This is a genomic window from Streptomyces iakyrus, assembly GCF_000717055.1.
Taxonomy (GTDB): Bacteria; Actinomycetota; Actinomycetes; order Streptomycetales; family Streptomycetaceae; genus Streptomyces; species Streptomyces iakyrus.
Genome location: NZ_JNXI01000013.1, coordinates 140,473 through 160,545 on the forward strand (window position 1 = coordinate 140,473; position 20,073 = coordinate 160,545).

The following is a 20,073-nucleotide window of genomic DNA, read 5'->3' on the forward strand; positions in this document are numbered from 1 at the left end:
GCCACCGCCTAACCGATACCGCGCCATCCCCCGGCATCCACTCCGCCCGGCACAGGAGCCCCCTCGTCGTACGGCTGACGCGTGAACACGAACGAGCCGAGATCCAGATGACTCACGGACCCGTCCGGCCGCCGTACGGCCTTCAGGAGCTCGCCGGCGTAGTAGCCCTCCAGCCCCGTCCAGGTGCCGTCGCCGTTCGACCGGAACCGTGAGCGGCGCCCGGCGCCGGACAGCGGGCCCAGGGAGACCGATCCGTCGGCCGTCAGCCGCAGAGCGAAGGCGTGCGTCCCCCAGTACCACTGCCCCGTCAGCTCCAGCAGCGACGGGTCGAGATCAGCCAGCGGCTTCCACGGTGCCGGGATACGCGGCTCCGCCTCGGCGACGATGCGGACCAGGTCGGCGGCGACCGCGAACAGCAGCGGCCCGGAGGTGGAGTTGGCCATGACGATCGCTGCCACGTCGTCATCGACGCTGATCATGAGGCACGCGAGGAACCCGGGCAGCGAGCCGGTGTGGCCGACGAGGGACCGGCCGTTCCGTCGCCGGATCTCCATGCCCAGGCAGTAGGCATATCCGCTCGCCACGTCCGCCGCCTCGTGAGGCGCGGCCGGCGTCCTCATCTCTCGCAGCGACGCGGCGCTCAGCACCCGCTCATCTCCCTGGACCAGGAAGACCGCGAACCGCGCCAAGTCGCCGGTCGTCGACCAGAGCTGACCGGCCGGCGCCATGCGCCCCAGATCCTCGATGGGCTCGGGGAGCATCACATCGGCCCAGGGATGCACCGCCCAGCCACCCGCATGGGGCGCCTGAGGCAACACACTCGTGCGGTGCAGGCCCAAAGGTTCGAGCACTTCACGCCGAAGGACCTCCTCCCAAGGGGCTCCACGGAGCTTCTCGACGAGGGCGCCGAGCAGTGCGTATCCCGGGTTCGAGTAGTGGAACCGGCGGCCGGGCGGGGCCAGCAGGGGCCGCTCGCCCAGAACGTCGGCGAGTTCGGGCCGCAGGGATCCGGGGCTCCGCTCCCACCACGGCCCCGGCGTCTCGGCCGCCAGCCCTCCTGTGTGCGCCAGGAGTTCGGCGACGGTCGCCTCCCCCACGCCGGTGCCCGGCAGATGCTTCTCGAGCGGATCCCCGAGATCCAGGGCACCCTCATCGCGAAGTCGCAGCACCAGGACGGCCGTAAAGGTCTTGGTGATCGAGCCGATCCGGTACTGCACGTTCTCGTCCGGCGCGTGCCCTTCCACCGAGGTCCGGGCACCCGTCCACACCGTTGCCCCGTCCCGCACGACGGCCGCGACGAGCGACGGAGCCCGCCCTTCGGCCTGCGCGACGGCGATCCGGTGCAACAGAGCGCGACGGGTGCCGGGAAGCAGCTCTCCCTGAGATGTCGTCATGAGCCCAGTCCACCCGGCCGGGCCTCCCCGCGTCGAGCACATTCGGGGCCGGAGCCTGTGAGATCGGCTGTAAGGTCTCGCGACCTGGCCTTACCTGAGTCGCAGGTCCCCAATCTCGCGCACTTCGGGGTCGGGCCTGCGTTGGCGGACGGAGCCCAGGCCGAGTGACCGCGACTGAGCGCGCCGTCAGCCCTCAGGAAGCGGATCAGGTCTGCGCCATGTCCACGAAGCGTGAGTAGTGACCCTGGAAGGCGACCGTGATCGTCGCCGTCGGGCCGTTACGGTGCTTGCCAACGATGATGTCCGCCTCGCCCGCGCGCGGCGACTCCTTCTCGTACGCGTCCTCGCGGTGCAGAAGGATCACCATGTCGGCATCCTGCTCGATGGAACCCGACTCTCGCAGGTCGGACACCATCGGCTTCTTGTCCGTGCGCTGCTCGGGACCACGGTTGAGCTGGGAGAGCGCGATCACGGGAACCTCCAGCTCCTTCGCCAGGAGCTTGAGGTTCCGGGACATGTCCGAGACCTCCTGCTGCCGGCTCTCGGAGCGCTTGGAACCACCGGCCTGCATCAGCTGCAGATAGTCGATGATCACGAGCTTGATGTCGTTGCGCTGCTTCAGCCGACGGCACTTGGCGCGAATCTCCATCATCGACAGGTTCGGGGAGTCGTCGATGTAGAGCGGTGCGGACGAGACCTCGGGCATCCGGCGCGCCAGGCGCGTCCAGTCGTCGTCCGTCATGGTGCCGGACCGCATGTGGTGCAGGGCGACGCGGGCCTCCGCGGACAGCAGACGCATCGCGATCTCGTTGCGCCCCATCTCCAGGGAGAAGATGACGCTCGGCAGGTTGTGCTTGATCGACGCGGCCCGGGCGAAGTCAAGAGCGAGCGTCGACTTACCCATGGCGGGACGGGCCGCGATGACGATCATCTGCCCCGGGTGCAGACCGTTGGTGAGGGAATCGAGGTCGGTGAACCCCGTGGGAACGCCGGTCATCTCGCCGCTGCGCGAGCCGATCGCCTCGATCTCGTCGAGCGCGCCCTCCATGATGTCGCCGAGCGGCAGGTAGTCCTCGCTGGTGCGCTGCTCCGTGACCGCGTAGACCTCTGCCTGGGCGCGGTTGACGATCTCGTCGACGTCGTCGTCGGCCGCGTATCCCATCTGTGTGATGCGGGTACCGGCCTCGACCAGACGGCGCAGGACGGCCCGCTCGTGGACGATCTCCGCGTAGTACGCCGCGTTGGCCGCCGTGGGGACCGTCTGAACGAGGGTGTGCAGATACGAGGCCCCGCCGACCTTGTTGATCTCGCCGCGCTTGGTGAGCTCGGCCGCGATCGTGATGGGGTCCGCCGGCTCGCCCTTGGCGTAGACGTCGAGGACGGCCTGGTAGATCGTCTCGTGGGCCGGCTTGTAGAAGTCGTGGCCCTTGAGGATCTCGACGACGTCGGCGATGGCGTCCTTGGACAGGAGCATGCCGCCGAGGACGGACTGCTCTGCGTCGATGTCCTGCGGCGGTACCCGCTCGAAGGACGGGGCCGATCCGCCGTCCCACGCCCCGTTGTCCCTGCCGCGCTCGTGCTGTTCGTCGCGGCCGCGGGCTCCGTCACCACGCCGGCGGGAGGCGGGCAGACGATCACTGGGACCGCTGTCGGCCCACGGATCGTCCAAGGGCTCGGAAATGCTCACCGAGCCACCTCCTCCCGTCCGCCGAAGCAGACCTAGCCGTGCCCCTCTGTTCTACGGCACGACACTGACAAATAAGAGGCCCAACTCCGGTTGGCACGCGCCGGTTTTATGGCGTTTTGGAAACCGGCGGACGGAGCGGGCGCCGGACCACCGTAGGCCGGTCGGCACCGTCAGCCAATCTGGTTATCCACAGGCCATGTGGACGACGGCCCAGATGCTGTGGAGAACTCCGCGAAACCTGTGCACGACCCGGTGGACAGGCCTGTGAACAAGCAGCGACCCACACGAGAGAAACCATTCTGACCTGCACCTTTGTCGTCCACGGGCTGTGCAGAAGAAAAACTTTCCCAACCGGCCCAAGATCGCCTCGAACAGTGCACAGCAGTGCGCACCCCAGGACAGAAAGTAAGGGTCACAAAAGCTTTGCATCTCTTACCTGTGGACGATTAGATTGGTGCACATGACACAGGCCACCGCGCGCCGCCGAACCGGCCGGAGACAGCACGACCGAGAGATCGTCGCGCTGGCCGTGCCGGCCTTCGGCGCCCTCGTCGCCGAGCCCATCTTCCTCATGGCCGACACCGCCATCGTGGGCCACCTGGGCACTGCCCAACTCGCCGGTCTCGGCGTCGCCTCGGCCCTGTTGATGACCGCCGTGAGCGTCTTCGTCTTCCTCGCCTACGCCACGACGGCCGCGGTTGCCCGTCGCGTCGGAGCAGGAGACCTCCAATCCGCCATCCGGCAAGGCATGGACGGTATCTGGCTGGCACTGCTCCTCGGCGCTGCCGTCGTCGCCGTCGCGCTGCCGACGGCACCCCATCTCGTGGACCTCTTCGGAGCCTCGGACGCGGCAACCCCCTACGCGATCACCTACTTGCGTATCTCCGTGCTCGGCATACCGGCCATGCTCGTGGTCCTCGCCGCCACCGGAGTCCTGCGCGGCCTGCAAGACACCAGGACCCCGCTCTACGTCGCCATCGCCGGCTTCGTCGCCAACGGCGCCCTCAACGCCGGGCTCGTCTACGGCGCCGATCTGGGGATCGCCGGTTCCGCGTGGGGCACCGTCATCGCCCAGTGCGGCATGGCCGCGGTCTATCTCGTGGTGGTTCTGCGAGGAGCACGCAAGCATGGTGCTTCGCTGCGCCCGGATGCCGCCGGGATCAGGGCCTCCGCTCAAGCCGGTGTGCCCCTGCTGGTGCGCACCCTCTCGCTGCGGGCGATCCTGATGATCGCCACGGCGGTCGCGGCCCGTCTAGGTGATGCCGACATCGCCGCCCACCAGATCATCCTCTCCCTGTGGAGCCTGCTGGCCTTCGCCCTGGACGCCATCGCCATCGCGGGGCAGGCCATCATCGGACGCTATCTCGGAGCCGGTGACGCCGAGGGCGCCCGGGACGCCTGCCGCCGCATGGTCGAGTGGGGCATCGCTGTCGGAGTCGTTCTCGGCATTCTGGTGGTCATCACCCGACCGGCGTTCTTGCCCCTGTTCACCAGCGACCCGGCAGTCAAGGATGTGGCGCTGCCCGCCCTGATCATCGTCGCTCTCTCCCAGCCCGTCTCCGGCATCGTCTTCGTCCTGGACGGAGTCCTGATGGGTGCCGGCGACGGCCCTTACCTGGCCTGGGCGATGCTGATCACTCTGGCGGTCTTCACGCCGATCGCTCTGCTGGTCCCGGTACTGGGCGGCGGGCTCACCGCTCTCTGGGCCACGATGACGCTGATGATGACTGTGCGCATGCTGACCCTGTGGCTTCGCACCCGCTCGGGCCGCTGGATCGTGACGGGCGCGACCCGCTGACCGTTTCACGTGAAACGCTGCCTGTTTCACGTGAAACACAGGAGGCTCCCAGAACGGTGTTTCACGTGAAACACGGGCGCCGCTCCGGGGACAGCTGCCCCAGAGACACGAATGGGCCGCACCCCTCAGGGTGCGGCCCATCGCTCAATGCTTCAGCACGCGCGCGGCACTCAGGCCGCGACGACCTCGATGTTCACCTTCGCGGCAACCTCGGGGTGCAGACGCACGGACGTCTCGTGAGCGCCCAGCGTCTTGATCGGCGAGCCGAGCTCGATGCGGCGCTTGTCGACCTCGGGGCCACCGGAAGCCTTGATCGCGGAAGCGATGTCGGCCGGGGTGACGGAACCGAAGAGACGACCGGCGTCGCCGGAGCGAACGGCCAGACGGACCTTGACGCCCTCGAGCTGGGCCTTCACAGCGTTGGCCTGCTCGATGGTCTGGATCTCGTGGATCTTGCGAGCACGACGGATCTGCTCGACGTCCTTCTCGCCACCCTTGGTCCAGCGGATAGCGAACTTCCGCGGGATCAGGTAGTTGCGAGCGTAACCGTCCTTGACGTCGACGACGTCGCCCGCGGCACCGAGGCCGGAGACCTCGTGGGTGAGGATGATCTTCATGAGTCGGTCACCCTTCCCTTATCGCGCGGTGGAGGTGTAGGGCAGCAGCGCCATCTCACGGCTGTTCTTCACGGCCGTGGCGACGTCACGCTGGTGCTGCGTGCAGTTGCCGGTCACGCGGCGGGCACGGATCTTGCCGCGGTCGGAAATGAACTTCCGCAGCATGTTCGTGTCCTTGTAGTCCACGTACGTGACCTTGTCCTTGCAGAATGCGCAGACCTTCTTCTTCGGCTTGCGCACAGGCGGCTTAGCCATGGTGTTTCTCCTGTGTGATCAAGAAGTGTGAGTGCGAACCCGCCCTTAGAAGGGGGGCTCGTCCGAATAGCCGCCGCCCTGGCCGCCGCCGGAGTTTCCACCCCAGCCGCCGCCACCGCCCTGGTTGCCACCGGCGGGAGCGCCGGTCGCCCACGGGTCGTCGGCGGGAGCGCCGCCGCCCTGCTGGCCGCCACCGGGGCCGCCGCCCCAGCCGCCGCCACCCTGGCCGCCACCGCCGCCGAAGCCACCCTGGCCGCCCTGGCCACCCCGACCGCTGGTCTTGGTGACCTTGGCCGTGGCGTTGCGCAGGCTGGCGCCGACTTCCTCGACGTCCAGTTCGTAGACCGTGCGCTTGACGCCCTCACGGTCCTCGTAGGACCGCTGCTTCAGCCGGCCCTGCACGATCACGCGCATGCCTCGCTGAAGCGACTCCGCGACGTTCTCCGCCGCCTGACGCCAGACCGAGCAGGTCAGAAAGAGGCTCTCGCCGTCCTTCCACTCGTTCGTCTGGCGGTCGAAGGTGCGGGGGGTGGACGCGACACGGAACTTCGCGACCGCCGCACCGGAGGGGGTGAAGCGCAGCTCGGGGTCGTCGACAAGATTGCCGACGACCGTGATGACGGTCTCGCCTGCCATGGGGGAACCTCTCGGCGGGTTTGCTCTGGCTGCTTGCTACTCGAATCCCGGGATCAGCTGAGCTGGGAAGCTCAGTGGGTCTCGGGGCGGAGGACCTTGGTCCGGAGGACCGACTCGTTCAGGTTCATCTGGCGGTCGAGCTCCTTGACGACCGCAGGCTCGGCCTGCAGGTCGATGACCGAGTAGATGCCCTCGGGCTTCTTCTTGATCTCGTACGCGAGACGACGACGGCCCCAGGTGTCGACCTTCTCGACCTTTCCGCCGCCGTCACGGACGACAGACAGGAAGTTCTCGATCAACGGAGAGACAGCGCGCTCCTCGACCTCGGGGTCGAGGATGACCATCACCTCGTAGTGACGCATGTGGAACCCACCTCCTTTGGACTCAGCGGCCACGGTCGTTCCGTGGCAGGAGGGTTGTGATGCGTAGGCAACGGTATCGGCGACCACTGACAGTCAGGGGTTCTGGCGAGAAGCCCCTGCCGTGACATGGGCAGACACCGGTGCGGACGGTACAGAGTACCCGCACAGCGGCTTGCGGTTGAAATCCGGCCGCCGGGGCAGCCAATCTGTACACATCGGGTGTGTATGGCGCTACGATGCGCCGCCTTTCGCAGGAGGTGCCCTATGGCACAGGCATTGCGACCCAACGCCGCCGGCGGTCTCTTCGCCACGGACGGCAAGCCCCACCCCCTCCAGGACACCCTGCTCGCGGTGACACTGGTGCTGGGCCTCTTGTCGTTCCTCACGGCGATCATCGACGAAGACCTGCATCTGCTCAGCTCCTGGGCCGGCCTGGTGGGCATCCTCACGGGTGCCTACGGCCAGTGGATCTCGGAGACGACCCGGGAGCGCTTCGGCCTGATCCTGGGCCTGGGCGCCTCGGGGGTCGGGTTCTTCCTGGGCATGGCGCACGGCGGCCTCATCGGCTGACGCCAGGACACCCCTCATCTGAACACCGGATCACGCCCCTGCCGGGCTCGGCAGGGGCGAAGGTCCCGTACGCCCAACCGGCGCGCTCCCAAGGCGCAGTAGGCTTCGCGCGAGAGCCGGAGCCCCTGTACCCATGGGGACACACCAGCCCGAGGAGCGCCCCTAAATGAGCCTGACCCTGAGGACCATCAGTCGCGAGCAGCATCTGGCCTACATCCAGAGCCTGCCGTCGGCGAGCCACATGCAGGTCCCGGCCTGGGCTGACGTCAAGGCGGAGTGGCGCTCCGAGAACCTCGGCTGGTTCGACGACCGCACCGGCGAGATGGTCGGTGCCGGTCTGGTCCTCTACCGGCAGCTTCCCAAGATCAAGCGCTACCTCGCCTACCTGCCCGAGGGCCCGGTCATCAACTGGTTCGCGCCGAATCTGCAGGAATGGCTCGAACCCATGCTGGCCCATCTCAAGCAGCAGGGCGCCTTCTCCGTGAAGATGGGTCCGCCGGTGATCATCCGGCGCTGGGAGGCCCCCTCCATCAAGCAGGGCATCCAGAACCCGGACGTCAAGCGCCTGCGTGACATCGAGGCCGACCACATCGAGCCGCGCGCCTTCGAGGTGGCCGACAAGCTGCGCCGCATGGGCTGGCAGCAGGGCGAGGACGGCGGCGCCGGCTTCGGAGACGTCCAGCCCCGCTACGTGTACCAGGTGCCGCTGGCGAACCGCTCCCTGGAAGAGGTCCACAAGAACTTCAACCAGCTGTGGCGCCGCAACATCAAGAAGGCCGAGAAGGCCGGCGTCGAGGTCGTCCAGGGCGGCTACCAGGACCTCGAGGAATGGCAGCGGCTGTACGAGATCACGGCCGTGCGCGACCACTTCCGGCCGCGCCCGCTGTCGTACTTCCAGCGCATGTGGACGGCCCTCAACACCGAGGACCCCAACCGCATGCGGCTGTACTTCGCCCGGCACAACGGCGTGAACCTGTCGGCCGCCACGATGCTGATCGTCGGCGGGCACGTCTGGTACTCCTACGGCGCCTCCGACAACATCGGACGCGAGGTCCGGCCCTCGAACGCGATGCAGTGGCGGATGCTGCGCGACGCCTACGCGCTCGGCGCCACCGTCTACGACCTGCGCGGCATCTCCGACTCGCTGGACGAGACCGACCACCTCTTCGGCCTGATCCAGTTCAAGGTGGGTACCGGCGGCCAGGCGGCCGAGTACCTCGGCGAGTGGGACTTCCCGCTGAACAAGCTGCTGCACAAGGCGCTCGACATCTACATGTCGCGCCGCTGATGTCCCGTTCAGTGCTTCTATACCCCTGATACACGGCAACCGCCGATACACGGCACCGCGAGAAAGGTTCCAGGTCCGGCCATGGCGCTCACGCTCTACGTCGACACCGCGCGCTGGCGTGCGCACCACAAGCACGTGCAGGAGCAGTTCCCGGGCCTCGTGCCGGTCTGCAAGGGCAACGGCTACGGCTTCGGGCACGAGCGGCTGGCGGAGGAGGCCACGCGGCTGGGCTCGGACGTCCTCGCCGTCGGGACGACGTACGAGGCCGCGCGGATCAAGGACTGGTTCGGCGGGGACCTGCTGGTGCTCACGCCGTACCGGCGGGGCGAGGAGCCGGTACCGCTGCCGGACCGGGTCATCCGCTCGGTCTCGTCGATAGACGGCGTCTACGGCCTGGTCGGTGCCCGTGTGGTGATCGAGGTGATGTCCTCGATGAAGCGGCACGGCATCAGCGAGCAGGACCTGGCCCAGTTGCACGCGGCCATCGAGAACGTCCGTCTGGAGGGCTTCGCCATCCACCTGCCGCTGGACCGCACCGACGGCTCGGACGCCGTCGAGGAGGTCATCGGCTGGATGGACCGGCTGCGTGCCGCCCGGCTGCCCCTGCACACCATGTTCGTCAGCCACCTCAAGGCCGAGGAACTCGCCCGGCTCCAGCAGCAGTTCCCGCAGACCCGTTTCCGGGCCCGCATCGGCACGCGGCTCTGGCTGGGGGACCACGACGCCACGGAGTACCGCGGGGCGGTCCTGGACGTCACGCGCGTCGCCAAGGGCGACCGTTTCGGCTACCGGCAGCAGAAGGCGGCCTCCGACGGCTTCCTGGTGGTCGTGGCGGGCGGTACGTCGCACGGAGTGGGTCTGGAAGCCCCCAAGGCGCTGCACGGCGTTATGCCGCGCGCCAAGGGCGTCGCCCGCGCCGGCCTCGCGACGGTCAACCGGAACCTTTCTCCGTTCGTCTGGGGCGGCAAGCAGCGCTGGTTCGCGGAGCCGCCGCACATGCAGGTGTCGATCCTGTTCGTGCCGGCGGACGCGCCCGAGCCGAAGGTCGGCGACGAGCTGGTGGCCCATCTGCGGCACACCACCACGCAGTTCGACCGGATCATGGACCGCTGACCGTCACGGGCACCGGCCCAGGCAGCGCAGCAAGAAGGCCGTACACGGCTTCCCGTGTACGGCCTTCGACGTGTTCCGGCTACGACGTCCCGCGCCGTTCGCTCAGAGCGAACCGCCCGTGGCGCCCGGCCTGCCCCAGTCGACCGGCGGCCCGTCGAACTGGGCGGCCATGTGCCGTCGGGGGCGAGCCGCCGGACCGAGGACGAAGACGTCCTCGGCGCCGTCGAGCACCCCGCCCGAGGGATCGTCGTCCCCGGACCGCCGCACCGGATCCCGCTCCGGCATGAAGATGTCACGCACGACCATGACGCACAGGTACAGCGTCCCCAGCAGGTGCAGGGCGATGGCCCAGTGGTACCCGTCGGTGGGCAGCCCTTTGTGAGCGTCTCCGCTGGTCGTGTACGCGAGGTACAGCCAGATCCCCAGGAAGTACGCCACCTCGCAGGCCTGCCAGATCAGGTAGTCCCGCCACTTCGGCCGGGCGAGGGCCGCCAGCGGGACCAGCCACAGGACGTACTGCGGCGAGTAGACCTTGTTGGTGAGGATGAACGCCGCGACGATCAGGAACGCGAGCTGGGCGAACCGCGGGCGGCGTGGGGCGGTCAGTGCGAGCGCCGCGACAGCCGCGCAGGACGCCAGCATCAGCAGCGTGGCCAGTGTGTTGACCGTGTCGGTGCTGAGCGGGTCGTCCGAGTTCTGGGCCATGATCAGCCAGAAGGAGCCGAAGTCGACGCCGCGTTCCTGGCTGAACGTGTAGAACTTCGACCAGCCTTCGAACGCGAAGAGCATCACCGGCCCGTTCACCACGACCCAGGCGGCGGCCGCGCCGCCCAGAGCCGTCCCGAACGCGCGCCATCTGCCCGCGCGCCAGCACAGCACCATCAGCGGTCCGAGCAGCAGGAACGGGTAGAGCTTGGCGGCCGTGGCAAGCCCCAGCAGCACGCCGAAGGCGAGGGAGCGGCCCCGTGACCACATCAGCATCGCCGAGGCCGTCAGAGCGACCGCCAGCAGGTCCCAGTTGATGGTCGCCGTCAGAGCGGCGGCGGGCGCCAGGGCGACCAGCAGGCCGTCCCAGGGACGCCGGGCGTGAGTACGGGTCACGCAGACGGCGATGACCGACGCACACACCATGAGCATTCCGGCGTTGACCATCCAGTACCACTGCTCCTGGTACTGGATGGTGCCGCTGCCGGGCGTGAGCCAGGAGGCGACCTCCATGAAGACACCGGTGAGCACCGGGTACTCCAGGTACTGCATGTCGCCGGGGAGCCTGTCGAAGTACGGCACGAGCCCGTCGGCGAAACCGCGCCCCTGGTAGAGGTGCGGGATGTCCGAGTAGCACGCATGCGTGTACTGGGAGCTGGCACCGAAGAACCAGGCACCGTTGTAGCAGGGCGCCTTCTGGACCAGTCCGAGGGCGAACATGCCGATCGCCACGAGCGCGATCACCCGCACGGGAGTCCACCAGGACGCCCCGAGCAGGGCTCGCCGCCCGAGCGGGCCGCCGATCAGCTCGCTGCCGGCTGCGGCGACCTCGTCCTCCTTGGTCGGCCGCACCGGGTCCGGCTCGTGGACGCTCGCTCGCGTCGATTCTGCACTGGGCATGCCGCACATCCTGCCGTACGTCCCTGGGAAAACGCCGAGGGCCGCCTTCCCAAGTGGGACGGCGGCCCCTGTTTCACGTGAAACATCCTCGCGTTTCACGTGAAACACCCAAGCCGGGCGATCTGTCGACGGCGGCTACCCCTCGGGGCCTCCGAAGATGCCTCCGTTGCCGTTGCCTCTGGTGTTGCCGCCGGTCTCGGCGCTACCGGTCGGCGTGGGCTGGGGAGTCACTCCTCCGTCCGTCCCACCGTTCTCCGTGCCGCCGTTCTCCGTGCCACCGTCGCTCTCGCATCCGAAGAACCCACAGGTGTCGCTGGGCGTGGGCGACGGAGTCGAGCTCTCGCTGGGCGTGGGGCTCGGCGACTCGGTCACGGTCTCGCTGGGCTCCACGCTGGGCGTCGGCGTCGGTGACGGGGCACCCACCTCGTTCTGGATCTCGCCGATCTTCTCGGGCTCCGGGAAGCCGAGGTCCGGCTCGCCCTTCAGCGCGGCCTTCATGTACTCGGTCCACACCAGCGTGGGGACGTCACCACCGTGGATCGACTTCTCCCCGGCCGTGCCGTTCATCGAGAGCAGCTTGGCGCTCTTGGGGTCCTCGCGGAACATCGCGACCGAGGTCGACAGCTGCTGGGTGTAGCCGACGAACCAGGCCGACTTGTTCTCGTCGGTGGTACCGGTCTTGCCGGCCGCCGTACGGCCCAGGGGGAGCGCCTTCGTGCCCGTACCGTTCTGGATGACGTTCTCCAGAGTGTCCGTGACGTTGTTGGCCACGATCTCGGGCATCGCCCGCGTGACCCTCGGCTTCTTGAAGCCGTCGATTTCCTCACCGTTGAACTTGACGCTGGTCACCGAGTACGGAGGGGCTTGCTTGCCCGCTGCGGCGAACGTCGCGTAGGCGTCGGCCATACGGATCGCACTGGGAGTCGACGTACCAAGCGCGAACGACGCGTTGAGCTCGGCGAAGCTGCTGTCCAGGATGCCGGCCTTCTCGGCCACGTCGGCCACGTTCTTCATCCCCACGTCCATGCCGAGCTGCACGAACGGCGTGTTCACGGACTGCTCCATCGCCTTGCGCAAGGAGATGTAGCCCCAGGGGTAGTCACTCTCGTTCTCCTGGAAGAACGGCGTGTTGTCCTTCTTCAGGACATAGGTCCCGTCGTTCTTCCTGACCTTGAGATGGTCGTTGCCGTTGTACTTGCTCAGCGGCGAGACACCGACTCCGTCGCTCTTGTACGTGCCGTGCTCCATCGCCGCCGCGAGCACGAACGGCTTCCACGTCGAACCGACGGGGACACCCGAGGTGTCCGCGTTGTTGTTGAAGTGGCCGTTCTCGTACCCGGCACCGCCGTAGAGCGCGACGATCGCGCCGTCGTTGGGCTTCACCGACGCCGCACCGAACTGGACGTGCTTGTCCAGCTCGCGGTTCTTCGGATCGAGCTTCTCCTTCTCGACCTTCTTGACGGCCTTCGCCAGCGCCTCGACCTTCTTCTTGTCGAAGGTCGTCTTGATCTGGTAGCCGCCCAGGTCGAACTGCTTCTCGGAGATGCTCGAGTGATTCAGGACGTACTTCTTGGCCGTGTCCGCCAGGTAGCCGATCTGGCCGGTCATGCCCTTGGACGCCTTGCGGTCGTCAGGCATGGGGTACTTCTTGATCGCGTCCTGGTACTGCTTGTCCGTGATCCTCTTGTCGTTGTGCATCTGCTCGAGGATCCAGCCCCAACGCGCCTCGGAGCGCTTGCGGTTGGCGTCGGCGGTAGCGGTCTTGTCGATACCGTCGTTGCCCGCGGGGTCGTAGTACGTCGGACCCTTGAGAAGTGCGGCGAGGAAGGCGCACTCACTCGGTGTGAGGTCCTTCGCCTCCTTGCCGTAGTAGGCCTGGGCGGCGGCCTGAATGCCGTAAGCACCACGGCCGTAGTACGAGGTGTTCAGGTACCCCTGGAGGATGTCGTCCTTGGAGAGCTTCGTGCCCACCTTGATCGAGATGAACATCTCCTTGAACTTACGGCTGACCGTCTGTTCCTGGCTCAGGTAGGTGTTCTTGACGAACTGCTGGGTGATCGTCGAACCACCCTGCGTGTCACCGCCCCGGGCCATGTTCGCCAGGGCCCGGGCGATACCCATGGGGTCGACGCCGGAGTCATCGTAGAAGCTCTTGTTTTCCGCCGAGATCACTGCCCACTGCATGGCCTTGGGGATTTTCGCGAGCGGGACGTTCTGCCGGTTCTGACCGCTGCCCGCCGCAACCATCTGGGTGCCGTCGGACCAGAGGTAGACGTTGTTCTGTGACGACGCAGCGGCGTTCTCCTCGTTGGGGACGCCCACCATGGCGTAACCGATGCCCGCCACAGCGACCAGGCTGCCGAAGAAGGCGATGCACAGTCCGGAGACGAGCTTCCAGGACGGCATCCAGCGCTGCCAGCCGTACTTGCCGGCGCGCGGATAGTCGATCATCCGCTTCTTGTCGGGAACGGCGGCCACGCGTCCTCTGCCCCGGCCGGGCCCGTTCGGGCCGCCAGGACCGGCACGCCGGCCACTCCGGGTCGGTTCGGCCGCTCTCCGGCGGCCGCCCCCCGTACTTCTCTGCGCCGCACGCCGGGCCTCGGCACGGCCGCCGTACTGACGCTCCTCACCCCCCGAGTCGTAGGAGTCCGACCCATAGGAGTCGGACGGAGACCCGGTGGCGCCTCGCGGTGCCGCACGGCGGCCGGAGGCCGAGCCGGACTGGCCGCGTCGGGCCGCGGCACGTCCGCCTCCCTGCGGCTGCGGCGGTTTGCGACGGTGCTCGCTCATCGAACGACTACTCCTCGGGCAGGCGCACCCCTGCGCGCCTGGAAACGGCGGCTGGTTTCCGGTCCCCCCGAAGTACGGATGCGGTCGGCTCCGCATTCATCGGTCCCGCATGCACCCGTACTACACCGCAGACGACGACGCTCTCAGGCGTCACTCGGTTCCCGGTGATGTGCATGGCGCACAGACTACGCACCGCCAAAACCCGCCGAGCCCCAAAGTTCACCTCAAATCAGGCAACTCGCATCCGATGAATCGGTGATGTGACCCCGTTCACCCGACCCCCTCTTGTCGCATCCGGAAGGCCGTTCTATCGTCGTGATGTATCGAGCCGATACATCAGCTCGACACATCGGCCCGACACATCGGACGGATACATGCGCACCACGGCGAGAGGAGGCGACGATGAGCCGGCGTTCCGGGATCCTCGAGTTCGCCGTACTCGGCCTGCTCCGCGAATCTCCGATGCACGGCTATGAGTTGCGCAAACGGCTCAACACATCACTGGGCGTGTTCCGTGCGTTCAGCTACGGGACGCTCTACCCCTGCCTCAAGACGCTGGTCGCCAACGGCTGGTTGATCGAGGAAACGGGGAACACCACCGAGGACGCCCTCGCCGCCCCCCTCGCCGGGCGCCGCGCCAAGATCGTCTACCGATTGACGGCGGAGGGTAAGGAGCACTTCGAACAGCTGCTCTCGCAGACCGGGCCCGACGCGTACGAGGACGAAACCTTCGCAGCCCGTTTCGCCTTCTTCGGGCAAACCTCACGCGATGTCCGCATGCGCGTACTGGAGGGCCGCCGCAGCCGGCTGGAGGAGCGGCTCGAGAAGATGAGTGCTTCCCTGGCCCGCACCCGGGAGCGCCTCGACGACTACACGCTCGAGCTCCAGCGCCACGGGATGGAGTCCGTGGAGCGCGAGGTGCGCTGGCTGAACGAGCTCATCGAGAGCGAGCGGGCGGGGCGGGACCTCAAGGGTCCGGCCACCGGGGAGCCCGCTTCGCGTGACACCACATCTGGAGCGTCGGGCGACCTGCCCCGACCAGGGGGCGACCCCCGGCCGGATTCGCCCGACGACACCGCCACGTGAGAGCCCACTCAGGGCCTCACTCGTACACACAGGGAGCAACCGGAATGGGTTCGGTTCGCGTAGCCATCGTCGGTGTGGGCAACTGCGCCGCATCGCTGGTACAGGGAGTCGAGTACTACAAGGACGCCGACCCGGCGTCCAAGGTGCCGGGCCTGATGCACGTCCAGTTCGGCGACTACCACGTCAGCGACGTCGAGTTCGTCGCCGCGTTCGACGTGGACGCCAAGAAGGTCGGCCTCGACCTGGCGGACGCCATCGGCGCCTCCGAGAACAACACCATCAAGATCTGCGACGTGCCCCGCACCGGTGTGACGGTCCAGCGCGGCCACACCCTCGACGGCCTCGGCAAGTACTACCGCGAGACCATCGAGGAGTCCGCCGAGGAGCCGGCCGACGTCGTCCAGGTCCTCAAGGACAAGCAGGTCGACGTCCTCGTCTGCTACCTGCCCGTCGGCTCCGAGGACGCGGCGAAGTTCTACGCCCAGTGCGCCATCGACGCCAAGGTCGCCTTCGTCAACGCCCTTCCGGTCTTCATCGCCGGCACCAAGGAGTGGGCGGACAAGTTCACCGAGGCGGGCGTCCCGATCGTCGGCGACGACATCAAGTCCCAGGTCGGCGCCACCATCACGCACCGCGTGATGGCGAAGCTCTTCGAGGACCGCGGCGTCGTCCTGGACCGCACGATGCAGCTGAACGTCGGCGGCAACATGGACTTCAAGAACATGCTCGAGCGCGACCGCCTCGAGTCGAAGAAGATCTCCAAGACGCAGGCCGTCACCTCCCAGATCCGCGACCGCGAGCTGGGCGAGGGCAACGTCCACATCGGCCCGTCCGACTACGTCGCCTGGCTGGACGACCGCAAGTGGGCCTACGTCCGCCTGGAGGGCCGCGCGTTCGGTGACGTCCCGCTGAACCTGGAGTACAAGCTCGAGGTCTGGGACTCCCCGAACTCCGCCGGCGTCATCATCGACGCCCTGCGCGCCGCGAAGATCGCCAAGGACCGCGGCATCGGCGGCCCGATCCTGTCGGCGTCGAGCTACTTCATGAAGTCCCCGCCCGTGCAGTACTTCGACGACGAGGCCCGTGAGAACGTCGAGAAGTTCATCAAGGGTGAGGTCGAGCGCTGACGCGCCGCAACAGTCGCTCCTGCCAGGGCTGTGAGGGTCCCCGGGTCGTACGACCCGGGGACCCTCCCCGTATGTGAGGCTGTGCCGCATGGCCGTCGTCCGTGACCTGCGCGTCCTCCTGCGCTTCCAGGGCTTCCGGCGCCTGCTCGCCGTACGCCTGCTCTCCCAGGGCGCCGACGGTGTCTACCAGGTCGCGCTCGCCGCGTACGTGGTCTTCTCGCCGGAGAAGCAGACCTCGGCGGCCGCGGTCGCCTCCGCGATGGCGGTACTGCTGCTCCCGTACTCCCTCGTCGGCCCCTTCGCCGGTGTCCTGCTGGACCGCTGGCGGCGCCGTCAGGTCCTGCTGTTCGGCAGCCTGTTGCGTGCCCTCCTGGCCTTCGCGACGGCCCTGCTGATCCTCAGCCCGGCTCCGGACTGGCTCTTCTACGTCTCGGCGCTGTGCGTCACCGCGGTCAACCGCTTCGTCCTGTCGGGCCTGTCCGCCGCCCTGCCGCGCGTCGTCGACTCCGACCGCCTGGTCATCGCCAACTCCCTTTCCCCGACGGCCGGAACGCTGGCGGCGACCGCGGGCGGTGGCCTCGCCTTCGTCGTGCGCCTGGTGGTGGCGGACTCGGACGCCGCTGTGGTGCTCGTGGCAGCGGGGCTGTATCTGTGTGCCGCCCTGGCATCGCTGAGCATGGCCCGTGAACTCCTCGGCCCGGACCGGCCCTTGGCGCGCGAGCGGATCGGAACGGCTCTCACGGACACCGTCCGCGACCTTGCGGCGGGCGTACGCCATCTGGCCGCTCCGCAGCGCCGGGAGGCCGCCTGGGCGCTCGTGGCGATGTCGCTGATGCGGTTCTGCTACGGCGCCCTGCTGGTCATGCTGCTGATGCTGTGCCGGTACGCCCTCACCTCGACCACGGACGACGGCCTCGCCCTGCTGGGCTTGGCATTGGGCGTCTCTGGCGCCGGCTTCTTCGCGGCGGCCGTGGTGACACCCTCGGCCGCGGGACGGCTCGGGCCGGGCCGCTGGATCGTCGTGTGCGCCGGGGCCGCGGCGCTGCTGGAACCCGCTCTCGGGCTGCCGTTCGCCACCGTCCCGCTGCTGGCCGCAGCCTTCGTCCTGGGGCTGACCACTCAGGGCGCGAAGATCGCCACGGACACCATCGTCCAGTCCTCCGTCGAGGACGGCTTCCGTGGCCGGATCTTCTCGGTCTACGACGTCCTCTTCAACGTTTCCTTCGTCGGCGCGGCCGCCGTGGCCGCCCTGATGCTGCCACCGGACGGCCGATCCGTGCCCCTCGTGATCACGATCGCCGTTACCTACGCGGCAGTAGCTATGGCTATGGCCCGTTTTGGCCGCCAGTAAGTGTCACATCAATGACACAGAGCCATTTCTGGCTACTGCGTTGTCAGTGGGGGCCGCTACCTTACGTGAGTCTTATCTCGCGACATGTTCGCGTCACTCACCATGTTCTAGGGGGACCCCCAAGTGACTACTCCGCCGCCCCAGGGCAATCCATTCGCGCAGGGCCAGCCCGCGGCTGCACCCCAGGCTCCGTTCCCGCCCCAGGGCGGTTACCCCCAGCAGCCCGGGCAGCCCGGCTTCCCGCCCCAGGGCGCCGGTCCGTACGCTCCGGTCCCCCCGCAGCCGTCCGGCCGCAAGCTCAGCTTCAAGACGATCAAGAACATCGTCATCGTCATCGCTGTGGCGGGTGTGGCCATCGGCGGCTACATAGCCAGCCGGGACGACGCCAACACGGCCGCTGTCGGCGACTGCATGCACCGCGGCAGCACCAGCGACAACAACCCGGACCTCGAAGTCGTCGCGTGCGACGACGCCAAGGCCCAGTTCAAGGTGCTGGCCAAGATCGAGGGCTCGTACCTCACGCAGACGCTGGCCTCCAGCAAGTGCGAAGCCGAGGCCAAGGACTTCCAGTACACGTACACCGAGAGCGGTGACGGCAAGGACTTCCTGCTCTGCCTGAAGGACTACAAGAAGTAGGCAGACACGACGAGGGGCGGTGTTTCACGTGAAACACCGCCCCTGGGTCTGTCTCCAGCATCTCTCCAGCGGGGTCATGTTTCCCGTGAAACATGACCCCGTTTCACAGCCTCAGCTCTCCTGCTCGGCCCACCACTCCTTGAGCGCGGCCACCGCAGCGTCCTGCTCCATCGGCCCGTTCTCCAGGCGCAGCTCCAGCATGTGCTGGTAGGCACGGCCGATGACCGGTCCGGGCCCGACACCGAGGATCTCCATGATCTGGTTGCCGTCGAGGTCCGGGCGGATCGAGTCCAGTTCCTCCTGCTCCTCCAGTTTGGCGATCCGCTCCTCCAGCCCGTCGTACGCACGCGACAGAGCCGCCGCCTTGCGCTTGTTGCGGGTGGTGCAGTCCGAGCGGGTCAGCTTGTGGAGGCGGTCGAGAAGCGGTCCGGCATCACGGACGTAACGCCGGACCGCCGAGTCCGTCCACTCGCCCGTGCCATAGCCGTGGAAGCGCAGGTGGAGTTCGACCAGACGTGAGACGTCCTTCACCAGCTCGTTGGAGTACTTCAGAGCCGTCATGCGCTTCTTGGTCATCTTCGCCCCGACCACCTCGTGGTGGTGGAACGAGACCCGGCCGTCCTTCTCGAACCGGCGCGTGCGGGGCTTGCCGATGTCATGCAGGAGAGCGGCCAGGCGGAGGGTGAGATCGGGACCGTCCTCCTCCAGCGCCATCGCCTGCTCCAGGACGATCAGCGAGTGGTCGTAGACGTCCTTGTGGCGATGATGCTCGTCACGTTCGAGGCGCAGGGCCGGCAGCTCGGGCACCACGCGCTCGGCGAGGCCCGTCTCGACGAGCAGCGTCAGCCCCTTGCGCGGCTGCTGGGAGAGGATCAGCTTGTTGAGCTCGTCCCGCACCCGCTCGGCCGAGACGATCTCGATACGCCCGGCCATCTCCGTCATCGCCGTGATGACCTCAGGGGCGACCTCGAAGTCGAGCTGAGCCGCGAAGCGCGCCGCCCTCATCATCCGAAGCGGGTCGTCGGAGAACGATTCCTCCGGGGTGCCGGGGGTGCGCAGCACACGGGCCGCGAGATCCTCGAGCCCGCCGTGCGGATCGACGAACTCCTTCACCGGCAGCGCCACCGCCATGGCGTTCACCGTGAAGTCCCGGCGGACGAGATCCTCCTCGATGGAGTCGCCGTACGACACCTCGGGCTTGCGTGAGGTGCGGTCGTAGGCCTCCGAGCGGTAGGTGGTCACCTCGATCTGGTAGCCGCCCTTGTGGGCACCCACCGTGCCGAAGGCGATCCCTACTTCCCAGACGGAGTCGGCCCAGGGACGCACGATCTTGAGGACGTCCTCGGGGCGGGCATCGGTCGTGAAGTCCAGGTCATTGCCGAGCCGCCCGAGCAGCGCGTCCCGTACCGAGCCGCCGACAAGGGCGAGTGAGAACCCGGCCTCCTGGAAGCGGCGGGCGAGGTCGTCGGCGACAGGAGCGACCCGCAGCAGTTCACTCACGGCACGGTGCTGCACCTGACTCAGGGCACTGGACGTTTCTTCGTTGGCGTTCGGCACAACAGAAGAGGGTACGTGGCCGGGCCGACGCGGGCTCCTCCTATTCCGCATGCACAAGCATGGGGACACGTCCGTTATAGGCTCACAAGCCAAGCTCGAAGGCCGTAATCGCACCCTCCCCTCCATAGCTCCGCATACCGGGCAGCACGGGTAGCGGCCCGCGATCTTGTGGAGCGGACCGCGGCACTTCCCCTCAGCGCG

At 67.7% G+C, this 20,073-nt stretch carries 17 protein-coding genes; 8 read left to right on the forward strand and 9 right to left on the reverse strand.

All coding sequences use genetic code 11. From position 1 onward, the window contains the following. Positions 1-8: 8 nt before the first annotated feature. Positions 9-1,394 (reverse strand): serine hydrolase domain-containing protein, encoded by a 1,386-nt coding sequence (locus OO68_RS20595; protein WP_033309878.1) that lies wholly within the window; start codon positions 1,392-1,394, stop codon positions 9-11. 205 nt (positions 1,395-1,599) lie between these two features. Then, the gene (gene dnaB / locus OO68_RS20600; protein ID WP_033309879.1) at positions 1,600-3,081 is read right to left on the reverse strand and encodes a replicative DNA helicase; all 1,482 of its coding nucleotides are present in this window, start codon (positions 3,079-3,081) and stop codon (positions 1,600-1,602) included. Between the two features lie 460 nt (positions 3,082-3,541). Between dnaB and OO68_RS20605 the strand changes: the two genes are divergently transcribed. Continuing rightward, a complete protein-coding gene (locus OO68_RS20605; protein ID WP_033309880.1) occupies positions 3,542-4,879 on the forward strand; it encodes an MATE family efflux transporter in 1,338 nt (445 codons plus the stop codon). Between the two features lie 170 nt (positions 4,880-5,049). Here OO68_RS20605 and rplI read toward each other — a convergent pair whose 3' ends face one another. The 4 genes from rplI to rpsF all read right to left on the reverse strand — a co-directional run bounded on the left by rplI (position 5,050) and on the right by rpsF (position 6,749). Further along, positions 5,050-5,496: a 50S ribosomal protein L9 gene (gene rplI, locus OO68_RS20610; protein WP_033309881.1), complete on the reverse strand. Its 447-nt coding sequence runs from the start codon at positions 5,494-5,496 to the stop codon at positions 5,050-5,052. A gap of 18 nt (positions 5,497-5,514) precedes the next feature. Beyond that, positions 5,515-5,751: a 30S ribosomal protein S18 gene (gene rpsR / locus OO68_RS20615; RefSeq protein ID WP_003949403.1), complete on the reverse strand. Its 237-nt coding sequence runs from the start codon at positions 5,749-5,751 to the stop codon at positions 5,515-5,517. 45 nt (positions 5,752-5,796) lie between these two features. Continuing rightward, positions 5,797-6,387, reverse strand: a complete 591-nt coding sequence (locus tag OO68_RS20620) for a single-stranded DNA-binding protein (protein ID WP_033309882.1) — start codon at positions 6,385-6,387, stop codon at positions 5,797-5,799. A gap of 71 nt (positions 6,388-6,458) precedes the next feature. Further along, positions 6,459-6,749 (reverse strand): 30S ribosomal protein S6, encoded by a 291-nt coding sequence (gene rpsF, locus OO68_RS20625; RefSeq protein ID WP_030847098.1) that lies wholly within the window; start codon positions 6,747-6,749, stop codon positions 6,459-6,461. A gap of 264 nt (positions 6,750-7,013) precedes the next feature. On the opposite strand from rpsF, the gene OO68_RS20630 reads away from it, so the two are divergent. From OO68_RS20630 to OO68_RS20640, 3 genes are all read left to right on the forward strand, one after another. After that, positions 7,014-7,319: a hypothetical protein gene (locus tag OO68_RS20630; protein ID WP_033309883.1), complete on the forward strand. Its 306-nt coding sequence runs from the start codon at positions 7,014-7,016 to the stop codon at positions 7,317-7,319. A 166-nt stretch (positions 7,320-7,485) separates the two neighbouring features. Further along, positions 7,486-8,607 carry a peptidoglycan bridge formation glycyltransferase FemX gene (gene femX / locus OO68_RS20635; protein WP_031137685.1) on the forward strand — a complete coding sequence of 374 codons (1,122 nt, stop codon included), beginning with the start codon at positions 7,486-7,488 and terminating at the stop codon, positions 8,605-8,607. Positions 8,608-8,688: 81 nt separating this feature from the next. After that, the gene (locus OO68_RS20640) at positions 8,689-9,720 is read left to right on the forward strand and encodes an alanine racemase (RefSeq protein WP_030847092.1); all 1,032 of its coding nucleotides are present in this window, start codon (positions 8,689-8,691) and stop codon (positions 9,718-9,720) included. Between the two features lie 102 nt (positions 9,721-9,822). Here OO68_RS20640 and OO68_RS20645 read toward each other — a convergent pair whose 3' ends face one another. After that, positions 9,823-11,334: a glycosyltransferase family 87 protein gene (locus OO68_RS20645; RefSeq protein ID WP_033309884.1), complete on the reverse strand. Its 1,512-nt coding sequence runs from the start codon at positions 11,332-11,334 to the stop codon at positions 9,823-9,825. A 126-nt stretch (positions 11,335-11,460) separates the two neighbouring features. Continuing rightward, positions 11,461-13,731 (reverse strand): transglycosylase domain-containing protein, encoded by a 2,271-nt coding sequence (locus OO68_RS20650; RefSeq protein WP_033309996.1) that lies wholly within the window; start codon positions 13,729-13,731, stop codon positions 11,461-11,463. 786 nt (positions 13,732-14,517) lie between these two features. Here OO68_RS20650 and OO68_RS20655 point away from each other — a divergent pair. From OO68_RS20655 to OO68_RS20670, 4 genes are all read left to right on the forward strand, one after another. Beyond that, positions 14,518-15,201 (forward strand): PadR family transcriptional regulator, encoded by a 684-nt coding sequence (locus OO68_RS20655; protein ID WP_033309885.1) that lies wholly within the window; start codon positions 14,518-14,520, stop codon positions 15,199-15,201. Positions 15,202-15,245: 44 nt separating this feature from the next. After that, the gene (locus tag OO68_RS20660; RefSeq protein ID WP_033309886.1) at positions 15,246-16,328 is read left to right on the forward strand and encodes an inositol-3-phosphate synthase; all 1,083 of its coding nucleotides are present in this window, start codon (positions 15,246-15,248) and stop codon (positions 16,326-16,328) included. 88 nt (positions 16,329-16,416) lie between these two features. Continuing rightward, on the forward strand, positions 16,417-17,679 hold the full coding sequence (locus OO68_RS20665) for an MFS transporter (RefSeq protein ID WP_033309887.1): 1,263 nt from the start codon (positions 16,417-16,419) through the stop codon (positions 17,677-17,679). Between the two features lie 123 nt (positions 17,680-17,802). Continuing rightward, the gene (locus OO68_RS20670) at positions 17,803-18,315 is read left to right on the forward strand and encodes an LppU/SCO3897 family protein (RefSeq protein ID WP_033309888.1); all 513 of its coding nucleotides are present in this window, start codon (positions 17,803-17,805) and stop codon (positions 18,313-18,315) included. A 111-nt stretch (positions 18,316-18,426) separates the two neighbouring features. Here the strand turns inward: OO68_RS20670 and OO68_RS20675 are convergent, their stop codons facing one another. After that, the gene (locus OO68_RS20675) at positions 18,427-19,872 is read right to left on the reverse strand and encodes a CCA tRNA nucleotidyltransferase (RefSeq protein WP_033309889.1); all 1,446 of its coding nucleotides are present in this window, start codon (positions 19,870-19,872) and stop codon (positions 18,427-18,429) included. Between the last annotated feature and the right edge of the window lie 201 nt (positions 19,873-20,073).